Origin of the sequence: Lactobacillus sp. UMNPBX6 (assembly GCF_002553975.1) — a bacterium.
Taxonomy (GTDB): domain Bacteria; phylum Bacillota; class Bacilli; order Lactobacillales; family Lactobacillaceae; genus Lactobacillus; species Lactobacillus gallinarum.
In genome coordinates, this window is sequence record NZ_PCZD01000019.1 from 1 (window position 1) to 14386 (window position 14386).

Here is a 14386-nt window from a genome sequence, read left to right on the forward strand (position 1 = left end):
GTTAGCGTAAGCTAACGAGCCACTAAGCCCTAGACTTCAGTCTAGGGTAGTTGACGCCGCTAATCGCTGCGCGCACTACTTCCTCTTGAGTCAGACCTTGCTCAGTATGAAGCTGGGGCGCAAAACGAATCTCGACGTAAACCAGTCCCTGTTTCTTTATTTTTTTTAGCAAACTAAATACAATCAGTTGCAGATCAGCTGCCGTTTGCATTAAATGAACGGGAAAAGTAAATTTCTCCAGAAATTCATTTAAATCACGGCAGTCAGGACCCACCGATAGTTTTTGCTGCAGAATTTGATCATCAATAGTAGGCAGACCATGGATGGTCATTAACTCTTTGATAGTGGTAAATGGTACGGAACCATCTAGGTGAAGGTGTAAATCAATCAGTTTCCTCATATTGTCATCCCCTTAAATATGTTAAATTGTTCTAATTCTAGCATATTAGGGAGAAAAAAGAAGCCCAAATTGGACTTCTTTTCAATCTTTATTCACCTTTAAAAGTGCCGTTTTCAACTTCACGAATGAAGTCAGCTAAGTGCTTGTAGTATACGTCTGGGTTATCAACCATGTGGTGGTGACCACCATCTGGAGTAGTAACCAAGCGTGAGTTAGGAATTTCCTTTTGCATAATCTTAGCAGTAGAAATCGGCATAGTTTCATTTTCACCAAAGGTAAGCAAAGTAGGAACCTTGATGTTCTTCAATTGATCTCTGAAGTGCCAGTCCTTCAACTTACCAGTGATGACAAATTCGTTATCACCTTGGAATGCGTGGTAAACAGCACTACCGCCGATATCCTTCAAGTGGTAAAGCTTAGAAGGTTGCTTACGGTCAACGAAGTTAATGTTCAAGATTTGGACATCATCTTGGTAACGTTGGTTGTCGTAGTCATTGTTCTTTTCGCATTCATGCATAAAGTCGATTTCAGTCTGTGGAAGAACTTCTTGTCTTCTTCTATTAACTGAAGCAACGTATTCATCAATTTCGTCAACCATGGATGAAATGATGGCACCCTTTAAATGTTGACCATATTTAACTGCGTATTCTTGAACAAGAAGTCCACCCCAGCTTTGACCAATTAAATAAAAGTTATCGAGGCCAAGCTTTTCACGGACTTCGTCAACTTCATCTAAGAAGTATTCGTAAGTCAAATATTTTTTAGCGATTTCAGGATCAGAATAATCAGGTTGATCTGAATAAAGAGAACCCAATTGATCGTACATGGTAACTTGAACGTTAAGACCTTGCTTCTTCAATTGTTCAGCAGTGTCTTCCCAGTATTCGTGGTTGCCGCCAGGACCGCCGTGAAGAGCTAATAAATGAATATCACCTTCACCTTGAGTGTTGGTCCATAAGTGATAACCGTTGTCTAAAGTAATAATTTTAGTACCAGTTTTCATAGAATTTCCTTTCAGTCTTTATTAAAAATAGAATGTATTACATTAATTATCGTATCAGATTGAGAAAAAGACAAGTATGCGGGTATAATGGTTCAAGTATATAAAAAAGGAGAGTTTATGAGTCTTAAGTATGCTAAAAAAAGCCAAATAATTAGCTTTACCATTTTGGCTGCAATTAAAGCCTGCAATATTGTCTTTGTAGCTTACATGATCCAAATCATGTTGAATGTGGCTTCATCTGGTTCACATGATTACATGCATTTGATTAGACTGGCTTTATTGACTGCTCTAGGACAAATGTGCTTCATGGCCAGCAACTTTGTTTATGAAACAGTTAAAATGGGAATCATTCGTGATGTCAACATGACTTTGAAGAGAGCTAACCTGCGCTATCTGGTTGATCAGGGGGATCCAGATATTAAGAGTGGCTTGTCACTGATGACCAACGATTTGAAGCAAATTGAAACTAATCGTGTTACTGCTCAATTAGATATGATTTTTCAAGGACTATCATTTTTTGGTGCGATTAGTTTTGCATTTTATAGTTCTTGGCAAATGACTTTAGTATTTTTAGTAGCGACAATTGCACCAGCGTTAGTGCAAATGATTACCAGTCCAATTATTACTAAAAAATCCAAGATCTGGGCTAAAACTAATGCCAATTATACACAGCACGTATCTGATTCATTGAATGGTGCGCAAGCTACTAAGCTTTATAACGTGCGAACAAATATTGTAACGCGTGCCGCAAACGCTGCCCAACAAATGGAAAATGCGTTAAGAAATATGACTTTGACGCAGGCATGGGCACTGGAGTTGATTTATTCAGCTGCGGAACTTTTTTGTTTTATTATTCCATGTACTGTTGGTGGAATATTGATGATGCAAGGCAACTTAAAGGTTGGTACCTTGGTTATGATGGTCGACTTGGCGATGAACTTTATCACGCCAGTCGTAACGCTGTTTAATGAATTTAATCAGGTTAAATCAACAGTGCCGATGTGGGAAAAGACGCAAACGGCTTTGCAGCACGTGATGAAAGATGATAAGCAAAAGATCAGTCATTTTGAAGGCATGGAAGTTGCGGATTTATCTTATGTTACTAATAGCGATCATAAGCGTATTTTTGACGGTGTAAGCTTGCAGATTAAGCCTGGTGAAAAGGTCTTGCTCATGGCCCCAAGTGGTTGGGGTAAAACGACCTTGTTGCGATTGCTTCTTGGATTAAAGAAGCCGCAAGGTGGTAAGATTTTGCTTAATAATAAGAACGTAACGGGTAATTGGGATGCAGCCCATAACTATTATTCTTATGTCAATCAAAAGCCGTTTATGTTTGATGATACACTTCGCTTTAACATCACATTGGGAAGACAAGTTAGTGATGAGCAATTGAAGCAAGTAATTAATGAAGCAGGACTTGATGAACTGGTGAAAGAACAAGGCTTAGACAAACAAGTCGGTGAAAACGGTAGTGAACTTTCAGGTGGTCAAATTCAAAGAGTAGAAATTGCACGTGCGCTGCTTTCTGGCAGACCAATCTTACTGGCTGATGAAGCAACGAGTGCGCTTGATCCTAAGCTGTCACTTGATATTCACAAGACCTTGCTTAAAAATCCTAAGGTAGCTGTACTTGAGGTGGCTCACAAGATATCACCAGAAGAAAAGGCTATGTTTGATGTAATTATTCATTTGGATAAGCATACAGTTGAAACTAAGATGTAAGGGGTGTTAATCCCTTATTTTTATGTAAATATTTATATAATTTAATATATGATATTCACACAAAGAATATTCCTATAAATGATATCTTTTATTGAAATGTAACCACTTCCACTATATAATCAAAGTAACAATGATAATTCTTTTAGGGGGATGAAATTATGGCTGAGCCCAAATGGTTACACAATATGAATTCTGATGAATATTTAAGAGAAGACTTTGAAGCAAAAGGAAAGTCTAGGTATACAGTTGAAGGTATCGATAAAAATGATCCTGACTGGTTAGACAAGGCTGCTAAGAAGGTTCACGCTGCAGAAGGTGATGACTATGTTAAGCTTGATTCAGGTCTTTTGACAGTAAATCAATTGAATTGGATGCTTCGTAATACGATTGGTGAAATGACCTTTGTTGACGATAATAATCAATTCTTGTGGTACAACCGTCCAGTCGATCCAAATGCAAAGATGAAAGCTAAGCGTACTCCTGATCAAGTTGGGGATAACATGGGTGCAGTTCACCCAGATGTACGTGACGTTATTCCTAATGCTAAGAAGGTTGTTCATGCATTGCGTGAAAAGCAAGATGGTCACGATGATGTTTATATGCCCGTGCCAACCGGTAACTTAAAACAGTTGGTTTTGCACTACTATAAGCGTGTGGAAGATGATAACGGCAACTATGCTGGTATTTATGAATGGGTACAAGATTTGTATCCATTAGTTAAGTACTTCTGTGAAACTACTGGTCAAAAATTGGTAGTTGATGATGACGCAACAACTGGTGCAACTTATCGTAGAAATTCTGATCCAGATGCAGTCAGTGGTGCTTCTACTAAGGCTAAGGCGGCTAAAGAAGAAAAGGTTGAAGAAAAGCCTGACACTATTTCAGGTGCTTCACAACATTAATTTTAGAAAGAAAAGCAGCTAGGTTTTACTGCGATCATGATTTCGTCAGGAATATTATTTAAAGTAATGTCTTCTTCTGGATAAGCAAAGTATGGCATGATTTTATAATATTGAGGAATATGCAAATCAATTAAGATTCTTAAGGCATCCTTGGTGATAACCCGGTTATCCTTGACTGGATTAAGAGAATGAGAGTCAACTTTATTGCCTTCGGCATCGTAATAATTAATCGTAATTTTTTTGGTAGGTAGAGACGGGGAACTAAATGATAAAAATAATGAAGTAGTACGTTTAACTACTTTTTTGGGAATACTTGTTATGTTTGATTTCAATATATTCAGCCTCGCTTCTTAAATTAATTATATTAATCGTATCAACTATTTTTTGATTTGTAAATGACATAGTGTCACTATTTAGAAATAATTAAAAAACGACTCTTAGATGAGTCATTTTCGTAATTAGTTCTTCTTTTTGATAATAAGGCCAAGTGAGAGAAGAGCCACTGCAACTGCGCTCATCACAGCACCGATAGAGATAAGTGGGTTCTGCTTTTCGCCAGTTTCTGGCAAAGCGATCTCTTCTTCAGTTGATGTTTCAACGACTGTACTGGTGCTTGTTTGAGGAGTTGCCTTTTCTTCTTTTTGTTGTTCTTGAACCTTGTTAGTTGTAGACTTAACTACATTTTCAGGAAACGGACGAATGAAGTCTTCTTTTTCCTCTTCTTTAGGTTCTTCTTCCTCTCCGATAGGGTCTACTACATCTTCAGGAAGCGGACGAATGAAGTCTTCTTCATCTTGTTTTTCCTCTTCTTTAGGTTCTTCTTCCTCTCCGATAGGGTCTACTACATCTTCAGGAAGCGGACGAATGAAGTCTTCTTCATCTTGTTTTTCCTCTTCTTTAGGTTCTTCTTCCTCTCCGATAGGGTCTACTACATCTTCAGGAAGCGGACGAATGAAGTCTTCTTCATCTTGTTTTTCCTCTTCTTTAGGTTCTTCTTCCTCTCCGATAGGGTCTACTACATCTTCAGGAAGTGGGCGGATGAAGTCTTCTTCACTAGGAGGAAGTTCTTCATCAGTAGGAGGTGTAGTTGGCTCTTCGGGTTTAGGCTCTTCCGGAGTTGGCTCTTCGGGTTTAGGCTCTTCCGGAGTTGGGTCTTCCGGAGTTGGCTTTTCCGGCTTAGGCTCTTCAGAAATCTGAATTTCCTCCATTGGTGGAACTAAGTCCCAACGGTGACTTTCACCTTTGATAGTAACCTTGTCTCCGATGATGTTACCATCCACGTTTACATTTGTAGTAATGTGTGCGTTTGAAGCTAGAATACTGCCTAAGTGGCAGTCACCATCAATGTTCAATGAGTTAAGGTTGGTACCAAAGTTCCACAATAACTTGTTAGCTTGACCATGCTTTTCACTAGAACCATTTACATTGTTTTGGTCTGAGTATTCTAAAACCAGATGTGTCTTTACAGTCAAGTCTCCGTTTTGAACATTAGTAACATTCAAAATGATGATTGGAGCATTTTCATCAGCAGGGATACCCTTGATAGTGATATTACGCTTGTTATCACCTGAGATGTGACTAGCATCAACTGTTACGTAAATAGGTTCTTTTCTATCACCGGCATTTTTGATTGCTTCGGAAACATCGATCCAACTGTTATTGTGGTCAGTGAAGTCAGCCTTAACACCCTCAGTTTGGCTTTGGCCTGCCCAGTTGTCTGACTTTTCACCTAATTTGTCTAACTCACCTTGAATGTCTAAAGGCTTGTCAGCTTGAATAATGTGGCTGTGCTTAATGTCAACTTTTTGCCATTTAGGTTCATCCTTAGTACCAAAGTTAACTTGAATAGCGCCACCATTTTCGTATGAACGGTATTCAATGTCTGGGCCGAAGATAACTAACTTGTTGTCACCATTAATTTTATTGAGGTGGTCAATGCTACCGATGTAGTGAATATCACCATTAGTTAAGTTGCTGGTAGCACCTGAGTTAGTGCCAAAATCGCCAGCGCCAACTTTATCTGCGGCAATATTACCAGCAATGTGCACTTGACCATCTACTTCATTACCAAAGATGTGGAAGATACCGGCAATTCCCAATGGGTGTTTTGCAGCTACTTCCTCGATATATTTTTTAATATCTTCTAATTTTTTTGTTTCTTCTTCATCCTCTTTGTCTACTTTTTCAGTATCAACGTTAATTGTTGGCTTCTTAGTAGTTGTTTCAGTTTGATTTGTATTTTCTGGAGAAGAAGTTTCAGTTTTATCAGTAGTGGTTTGATCTTCGGTGACGGTTGCATCATTAGTAGTTGCATTTTCTACCGTTGATTCTTCTTTAGCTGTATTTTCAGCTTTGTTGATTTCAGTGGCAGTTTCAGCTTGAGTATTTTCAGAAATAGTTTCTGTATTTTGAGTAATTTCTGAATTTACTGGAGTTGATTGATCATCATTTGAAGTTGAAACTTCAGTAGTGGATTCAGGAGTAATATCTTCTACTGAAGATTCAGTAGTATCTGTTGTACCCCCTCTGATTTCGATAGCGCTTATATCGATACCATCATTTACTGTAGCTGACACGATACCAGAAGTAGTGTTAGCGAAAATACCGAAAGTCAATAAAACCGCAACAGCGCCCTTACTTAATTTTCTAATTGCAAATTGTGATTTTGTTGATTTAAACATTTTTTTACCCTCATCTGGATAGTATGACAATATGTCACTAATTTACACTTATATTATATGATGGTGTGTCACTCCAGAATAGTACTTTTTGAGTACCTTTATATATTCTTAAGTATTCAAATTTGATTTTATATAGATGAAAATCAAAACTAATAATTTTTCTCATAAACACAACATATAGACATCTTTAAGTGCTATTAGCACAATATTTTGTAAGATTCAAGATTGTATAAAATGCTTAATTCGATTACAATATATATCGATGCTTTTATTAGGAAAAAGCGGATAAGGCACAAAATGTTGTGTTTTGTGAACCTAAATTTAAAGGAGTTTGTGTAGATGGAAAGAGAACACGAGAATTATTTCGTTTGGCTATTTAATCAATTAAAGGGATGGCCAATACAAAATTATTGTTTATGGTTTTTTGCTTTTGGTTTTCAATTAGCATTACTTATTCAAGCTAAGGTTACCAGCGTAACTTTAATTACTTTTATTGGTACTTTATTAGGTACGCTTTGTGTATTGGCAATTAATGCTACTAAGGCAATTAATGGATGGTTAGGATTAGTATCAGCAGCTTGCTTTATTTATGCAGGTTGGTCAGCTAAGAATTATCTTTCCATCTTTGAACAAATTGCTTATATTGCAACTTTGGACTTACCAGTTATTTTGTCAGTAAAGTCATGGAATAATGATACTAAGAACCATTTGAGAAAATTTGGCTCAAAAGAATGGTTAATCGCCATCGTTGGTACCTTGCTTGTTTATGTGGTTTCTGGTTACTTAATTGGTAAGTTCACTAATGATCCACGTCCTTGGGTTGATGCTATCAGTTTTGCTATTTCACTTACTGCCGGAATTATGTGCTTCATGCGTTACAACAACCAATACTTCTGGTGGACTGCAAGTGGTATCTTTCAACTTGTTCTTTGGGGAATCACTTACGCACAAGGTGATGCCAACTTGGCTATGGCTATCAACTCATTGATTTATGTCATTAATGATGTTTTGGCATTTACTGTTTCACCTTGGTTTAACATGGGACGTCGTCATGCTGGGCTTAAAGAAATTTCTAAATAATAAGATTTAAAAAGCAGCGCAAAAAACGCTGCTTTTTTATTATGGTAGAATTAAACAAAAAGTTGAAGAATAAGAAAATCAGGATGAAAAGCATGGCTTGAGCAAGAAGTACAAGCTGCAGGTTATAATGGAATCAATGATGTGTTCTTAGGTGAATACATCGATGGACAATTACGTTTGACCGGTTATTCTAAATAAGAAAAGAGATAAAGATGGCAGATTTTACTAAGGTAAAAGAATGGATTAAAGATGCGGATGCAGTGATCATTACTGCAGGTAATGGCATGGCTAAAGAAGAAGGATTGGACATCTTAAGTGAAGAAAACTTCGATGACCAGTTTGGCAAAATTGCCGACAAATACGATGTGCATACAATTGGGGATGCCCTTGATAAGAAATTCGAATCTTGGAGTGAACAATGGAGTTTTTGGAGTGAATTGGTGAATGAATATTCTCTTCAATACGAACCTGGTGAAACGATGCAAGCTTTAAAGAAACTTTTGCAAGATAAGGAATACTTTATTGCAACTAGTACTTTTGCTCACTTTTTTGAAAACGCTGGTTTTAATGAGAATCACATTTTCAATGTCTTTGGCGATTGGACCAGAATGCAATGTTCTAGTGGTATTAACCATGGACAAAAAGATGATCGTGAAGTAGTCAAAAAATTTTTAGTGGGTGAAGGTGAAGTGCCAAAATGTGAAGATTGCAACAGTCCAATGGAGTTGCACATGCCGCTTAATGCTAACTTCTTCCCTGATACAGATGCTAATACTCGTTTTCGTTGGTTTTTAACTGGTAATGAAGACAAGAAAGTTGTAGTTTTAGAGCTTGGCGTCGATGAGACTAGTCCACAGCTTCTTGATCCAATGGTTAAATTGGTAGAACAATTTAACCATTGGAAGTATGTAGCAGCTGATTTGGCTGATGAAGACATGCCAGATGATTTGAAGAAGAGATCAGCAGGCTTTGCAACTAGCTCGCGTGATATGTTGATGAATTTAACTAAATAGGGTGAACGATGAGTATTTACGTAAAAAACGGGGTTTTGCATGTAGATGGTGCACAAGATAAACTCCGGCAAAAGGGACAAGAAAAACCAGACTTTTTGTCTAATTACACAATGCTTGATATTGAAACAACTGGTCTTAGTCCTTTCCGTGATCGGATTACCGAACTCGGTGGGGTAAAAGTGAGAAATGGTCAAATTGTTGATCAATACACTAATTTAGTAAAATTCCCTAAAAATAATAAAGTTCCTGCTTTTATTACTAAATTAAACGGAATTACTGAAGAACAGTTAGTTAATGAAGGAATTCCTGCAGAACAGGCAATTAAGGAATTTCGTGAGTTTATCAGTGATGACATCATTATTGGTTATAATGTTAACTTTGACTTGAACTTCTTATATGATCTTAGTCAAAAGTACAACTTGCCAGTTTTAAATAATGATTATGTCGATGTGCTTCGCCTAGCAAGAGTATATTATCCGCGCCAGCATAATCGTTTGATTGACTGCATGCAGCGTGCGGGAATTGCTCAAGTAGAACAGCACCACGGCTTGGCAGATTCTCTTGATACAGTTAAGGTGTATAACGACTTTAATCAGCATTTTACGGAGGATTTATTAGAGCAGGCAATTGGCAAAATTAAGAATGTCGATTTAACTGGGGATGAAGTTGATTGTTACCAACTTGGGTTCCGTAATCCTGTTCAAGATAAAAATATTGTTTTATCTGGTAATTTACACATGTATCAGCACGATGCGGAAAAAATGATTAACAATATGGGTGGTCAAATTGATCAAAATGTAGAAAATACTACGAATTATTTGATTATGGGTGATCATGATTTCTTTAGAAAAGATAATGATGACTTGAATAGAGCGCGTTTATTGATTAAAGATGGAGCTAAGATTAAGCGTTTATCAGAGAGTTTCTTTTTATCAATGCTTGATGATTGGGCCCGTAGTTAAAAGCTATCTTGAAAAAAGATGGCTTTTTTCTTTTGTTCTATTGCAAACTGATGTTTGAATTAGTATTATTTCTTAATAAATGGAGGATTTTTATGGCAAGAAGAAAACGTAAAAAACAGGGGACAGTTCTGTCATCAGTTATTGTTCTGATAGCAATCGCATGGGGACTTTTTACTAAAGCTGGCGGCGATCCAAGTGGTAGTCAATTTTTGAAAGATTTTACCGGCAATCATGATGAACAGCATGTAACCAATACGATTGGGGATGCTTCTAAAGCGAATAAGGCTTATGGCGGATTGTCTGATGTTGATTATAAAAAGTTAGCTAATTTGAATTTTAAGAGCGGAGATAAAGCTTTTACTGTAGTGAATCACAACCGCTCAACTTTAGTGAAAAATTCATGGAAGGTTAATCGTGTAATTTATTCTAATCTTGATTCACTTAACCGGACCTCTCGTCCTAACACTGCATTTTTAGAAAAGCGCAATGTGGCTAATGATAGTTTGAGAGTACGGCAATTTGTAGAGCCCACTGGCTGGCACTATAATCGTAGAAATGGCACACAAATTTATAATCGCGGCCACTTAATTGCTTATTCTGTTTCAGCTGGTATTGATCAAGATGGTAATTACAATCCGCGTAATCAGTCAGGTGATCAGAATAACCCTAAGAATTTGTTTACTCAGTCTGCTTTTTCTAATCAAAAAATTCAGACAATTTTTGAAGCAAAGGTGCGTAAAGCATTACGTCAAAATAAGCGGGTAATTTACCAGGCAACCGCAATTTTTAGGGGCAATGAACTAATGGCACGAGGGGTAAATCTACAAGCTGTTTCTACTGATGGCTCATTAAATTTCAATGTTTATCTTTATAACGTGCAACCTGGCTATGAATTCAACTATAATAATGGCAGGGCTAAAGTTAATCAACAAATTCAGGTTAATGAATAGCAAAATTTGAATATAGATTAAAAAAGGAAGTACATGCATGAAAAAAGATAACTGTACCGCGATGCTTGTTGGTAAAGATGCTTCAATTGATGGCTCAACTATGATTGCTCGTGACGAAGATGGTTACGGCGGCATCAATGAAAAGCTTTTTGTTGTCAACAAAGCACGCCACTATGATGAAGACTACGTTTCAAAATACAACGGCTTTAAGATGCATCTTGAAGGTGATGGCTGCAAGTGGACTGCTGCTCCAACTGCGGACGGTTCAGAGGGTCGTTGGGATGAACAAGGTATTAACGAATATAACGTTGCCATGTCAGCTACCGAAACTGAAGCAACTAATGCACGTTGCTTAGGCCACGACCCACTCGTTGAAGATGGTATTAATGAAGATTCAATGGTTTATATCACCTTGCCATTCGTTAAGACTGCTCGTGAAGGTGTTAAGCGTTTAGGTCGTTTAATTGAAAAGTATGGTACTGGTGAAAGCAACGGTATCGCATTTTCAGACAACAAAGAAGTTTGGTACCTTGAAACTGGTGCAGGTCACCAATGGGTAGCAGCTCGTGTTCCTGATGATTCATACGCAATTTGTCCTAACATTATGGTGATCCAAAACGTTGACTTTAATGATCCAGACAACTTCATGTACAGCGAAGGTATTCAAGAATTCGTTGAAAAGAATCATTTGAACAATAGCACTGATGGTAGTTTTTCATTCAGAGACATCTTTGGTACTAAGGATGAAGCTGATGCTTTCTACAACACCCCAAGAACTTGGTACGGTCAAAAGTTGTTTAACCCAAGTATTGAACAAGATCCAACTAGCCAAGAAATGCCATTTGCTCGCGTTCCTGAAAAGAAGATTGGCGTTGAAGACGTGCAAAGATTTTTGACTAGTCACTACAACGGCACCCCATATGATCCAATGGATACCTTCTCATCTGGCACAGAAAAAGAACAAAAGATGTTCCGTTCTATTGCCTTAGATAGAAACCAAGAATCAAGCATCTTGCAAATCAGAAACGATGTTCCAGCTAAGATGGCCGCTATTCAATGGATCAACATGGGCTTTTACGCATACTCACCATACGTTCCTTTCTATACTAATATTGAAGATACACCACTTAACTATAAGGTGGCTGAACACATGGTAGATCCTGATAGCAGTGCTTACTGGCTTTACAAGACTTTGCAAGTAATCGTTGAACCACGTTACCACCAATACATTTATCAAGTAAATGCCTACCGTGACGATTGCCAAAGTTATGCTATTAGCCGTGTTGACGCTATTGATGAAAAAGCTAAAGATCTTGAAGATACAGAATTGATCAAGTACTTGACTAATGCCAATGATGAGACTGCTGGTGTGATTACCAAGAAGACTAAGAAGTTAATGAGTGATTTGGTAAGACAAGCATTAAACAGCTCTAAATATCAATTCGAACGCGGAGATAATTTATAAAAAATAGGTCATGTTCAACCATGACCTTTTTTGGTGCGTACCACAACATTTAGAAAACGCGAACAAAAAATAAAATATTATAACGCGAAGGCTTGAATACGAACAAAATCCGAATACTGAGAGAAATTTATTTCATCAACACTGAGAAACCACGAATTTTTTAACTGAATCATTTGTGCTTTTTGCCCTTTTAGCTTAGAATTAATAGAGAAATTTATAAACTTAAATCAATATATAGTGGTGTGTGAAACTTATGAATGATGATAAATTTGTTGAAGTAAAGAACCTTAAAAAGGTTTACGACAATGGTCACGAAGCAATCAAGGACGTTAGCTTCTCAGTTAAGAAAGGCGACCTTGTTTGTTTGCTTGGCCCTTCAGGTTGTGGTAAGACAACCATTTTGAACATGCTTGCTGGTTTACTTAACCCAACCAGCGGCGATATTCTCTTTGATAGCAAGTCTGTCGTAAACGTAGCACCTAAAGATCGTCAAATCGGCTACGTTTTCCAGAACTACGCTTTATACCCACACATGACAGTCCTTCAAAATGTTATGTTTCCTTTAACTGTGGGCAAGCAAAAGATGCCTAAAGACAAGGCTAAGGAGATTGCAGAAAAGTACATGGAAACCACGCAAATCACTGAACTTGCCAACCAAAAGCCAGGTAACTTGTCAGGTGGTCAACAACAGCGTGTCGCAATTGCTCGTGCCTTGGTGCAACAACCTAAGATTTTGCTCATGGACGAACCATTGAGTAACCTTGATGCACGTCTTCGTTTGAAGATTCGTGAAGAAATCCGTAACTTGGTTAAGAAAGTGGGCATCACTACTTTATTTGTTACCCATGACCAAGAAGAAGCCTTATCCATTGGTGATAAAATCATCCTCTTCAACAATGGTGTGATCCAACAAGACGATATGGGTCAAAACTTCTACCTTGAACCAAATAACTACTTCGTTGCTAACTTCGTTGGTAACCCAGTAATCGATAACTTCAAGGTTAATGTAAAAGACGGCAAGATTACCGGCTCAAACTTTGAAATTAATGTAGATGATTTAGATAAAAGTCGCTTCAAGCGTGACTTGACTGATGGCGAATACACATTATCTGTTCGCCCTGAAAATATTTTGCCAGCCAAAACTGGCCATGTTTCAGCTAAGATCGACGACGTTGAATTGATCGGCCGTGAACGTATTTTGAAATTTACTCATGATGGCGTTCAAGCTCGTTCACTTGTTGACCTTGAAACCCAAATTAAGAGGGGAGACAACGTTAACTTAAAGATGCGCCTTGATCGCGTATTCCTCTTTACTAAGGAAGGAGAGCGTGTCTACTAATGAGGAGCAATCAAAAGAAGGCTTGGCTTTTTTTAGCGCCAACAATCATTTTTGTTACTTTCTTTAGTATTTACCCAATTTTACGGGCATTTGTAATGAGTTTCCAAAGCGGTCCATTAATCAATTTGAACTGGACTGGCTTTAGCAACTATCAATATATCTTTAGTGATCCCGAATTTTGGCGCGCAATTAGAAACACCATTCTTTATGCGCTAATTTCGGTGCCTGTAGCATTAGCTATTTCAATTATGCTCGCATGGTTTATTTTCAGTAAGGTAAAGCACAAGTCATTCTTTGAAACGACTTTCTTTATGCCTTACGTTACTTCAACCATTGCGATTGGTATCGTGTTCCGTTACATCTTTAATGGTGAATACGGGATGCTTAACTTCCTATTAAGAGCACTTCATTTGCCAGCTCCTAACTGGATTGATGATCCATCAATGTCACTGACAACCATCATTATCTTTGGTGTTTGGACATCACTTGCCTTTAACATCGTTATCTTGATGGGTGCTCTTCGTAACATTGATCCAAACTACTACACTATTGCCGATATGTACGGCGCAACCGGTACCGAAAGGTTCTGGCGTATTACTATGCCACAACTTGTACCAACGATCGCCTTCTTATTGACGATGAACATTATTGCGGCATTCAAGATTTATACTTCCGTATATGCATTGTTCAACGGACAAGCAGGTGTCGGAAACTCAGCTACAACGGCAGTGTTCTACATTTATAACAAATTCCAAATTGTAGGTACGCCAGGTGTAGCGATGGCCGCAACGGTAATTTTATTCCTCATCATTATGTTCGTAACCTTCTTACAACGTAAGATGATGAAAAAGATTGGGGGACGGTAAAAA

Annotated in this window: 12 protein-coding genes and 1 pseudogene; 9 read left to right on the top strand and 4 right to left on the bottom strand. The window is 37.8% G+C overall.

All coding sequences use genetic code 11. From position 1 onward, the window contains the following. Positions 1-49: 49 nt before the first annotated feature. Both CP357_RS04555 and CP357_RS04560 read right to left on the bottom strand, forming a co-directional pair. Positions 50-400 (bottom strand): annotated as a pseudogene (locus CP357_RS04555) (adenosine deaminase); the annotation flags it as partial. 88 nt (positions 401-488) lie between these two features. Further along, positions 489-1403, bottom strand: a complete 915-nt coding sequence (locus CP357_RS04560) for a prolyl aminopeptidase (RefSeq protein ID WP_003627833.1) — start codon at positions 1401-1403, stop codon at positions 489-491. Between the two features lie 117 nt (positions 1404-1520). On the opposite strand from CP357_RS04560, the gene CP357_RS04565 reads away from it, so the two are divergent. Then, on the top strand, positions 1521-3125 hold the full coding sequence (locus CP357_RS04565) for an ABC transporter ATP-binding protein (RefSeq protein WP_098036651.1): 1605 nt from the start codon (positions 1521-1523) through the stop codon (positions 3123-3125). 158 nt (positions 3126-3283) lie between these two features. Further along, positions 3284-4027 carry a PAS domain-containing protein gene (locus CP357_RS04570; protein ID WP_098036652.1) on the top strand — a complete coding sequence of 248 codons (744 nt, stop codon included), beginning with the start codon at positions 3284-3286 and terminating at the stop codon, positions 4025-4027. A 2-nt stretch (positions 4028-4029) separates the two neighbouring features. On the opposite strand, the gene CP357_RS04575 is transcribed toward CP357_RS04570, so the two are convergent. Together CP357_RS04575 and CP357_RS04580 are read right to left on the bottom strand one after the other, a co-directional pair. Further along, positions 4030-4359, bottom strand: a complete 330-nt coding sequence (locus tag CP357_RS04575; protein WP_098036653.1) for a hypothetical protein — start codon at positions 4357-4359, stop codon at positions 4030-4032. Positions 4360-4485: 126 nt separating this feature from the next. Next, the gene (locus tag CP357_RS04580) at positions 4486-6708 is read right to left on the bottom strand and encodes an LPXTG cell wall anchor domain-containing protein (protein ID WP_098036654.1); all 2223 of its coding nucleotides are present in this window, start codon (positions 6706-6708) and stop codon (positions 4486-4488) included. A 339-nt stretch (positions 6709-7047) separates the two neighbouring features. On the opposite strand from CP357_RS04580, the gene pnuC reads away from it, so the two are divergent. The 7 genes from pnuC to CP357_RS04620 all read left to right on the top strand — a co-directional run bounded on the left by pnuC (position 7048) and on the right by CP357_RS04620 (position 14383). Then, positions 7048-7788, top strand: a complete 741-nt coding sequence (pnuC, locus tag CP357_RS04585) for a nicotinamide riboside transporter PnuC (RefSeq protein ID WP_098036655.1) — start codon at positions 7048-7050, stop codon at positions 7786-7788. Positions 7789-8000: 212 nt separating this feature from the next. Beyond that, positions 8001-8801, top strand: coding sequence for a Sir2 family NAD-dependent protein deacetylase (locus tag CP357_RS04595; RefSeq protein WP_098036656.1), 801 nt, complete (start codon positions 8001-8003; stop codon positions 8799-8801). Between the two features lie 8 nt (positions 8802-8809). Beyond that, complete coding sequence (locus CP357_RS04600) at positions 8810-9763, top strand: exonuclease domain-containing protein (RefSeq protein ID WP_098036657.1); 954 nt, start codon at positions 8810-8812, stop codon at positions 9761-9763. 92 nt (positions 9764-9855) lie between these two features. Then, positions 9856-10713 (top strand): DNA/RNA non-specific endonuclease, encoded by an 858-nt coding sequence (locus CP357_RS04605; RefSeq protein ID WP_056945475.1) that lies wholly within the window; start codon positions 9856-9858, stop codon positions 10711-10713. A 37-nt stretch (positions 10714-10750) separates the two neighbouring features. Then, positions 10751-12178, top strand: a complete 1428-nt coding sequence (locus tag CP357_RS04610) for a C69 family dipeptidase (RefSeq protein ID WP_098036658.1) — start codon at positions 10751-10753, stop codon at positions 12176-12178. 253 nt (positions 12179-12431) lie between these two features. Further along, positions 12432-13517: an ABC transporter ATP-binding protein gene (locus tag CP357_RS04615; protein WP_098036659.1), complete on the top strand. Its 1086-nt coding sequence runs from the start codon at positions 12432-12434 to the stop codon at positions 13515-13517. Next, positions 13517-14383: a carbohydrate ABC transporter permease gene (locus CP357_RS04620; RefSeq protein ID WP_025006297.1), complete on the top strand. Its 867-nt coding sequence runs from the start codon at positions 13517-13519 to the stop codon at positions 14381-14383. Before CP357_RS04615 ends, CP357_RS04620 begins: the two co-directional genes overlap by 1 nt. Positions 14384-14386 lie beyond the last annotated feature (3 nt).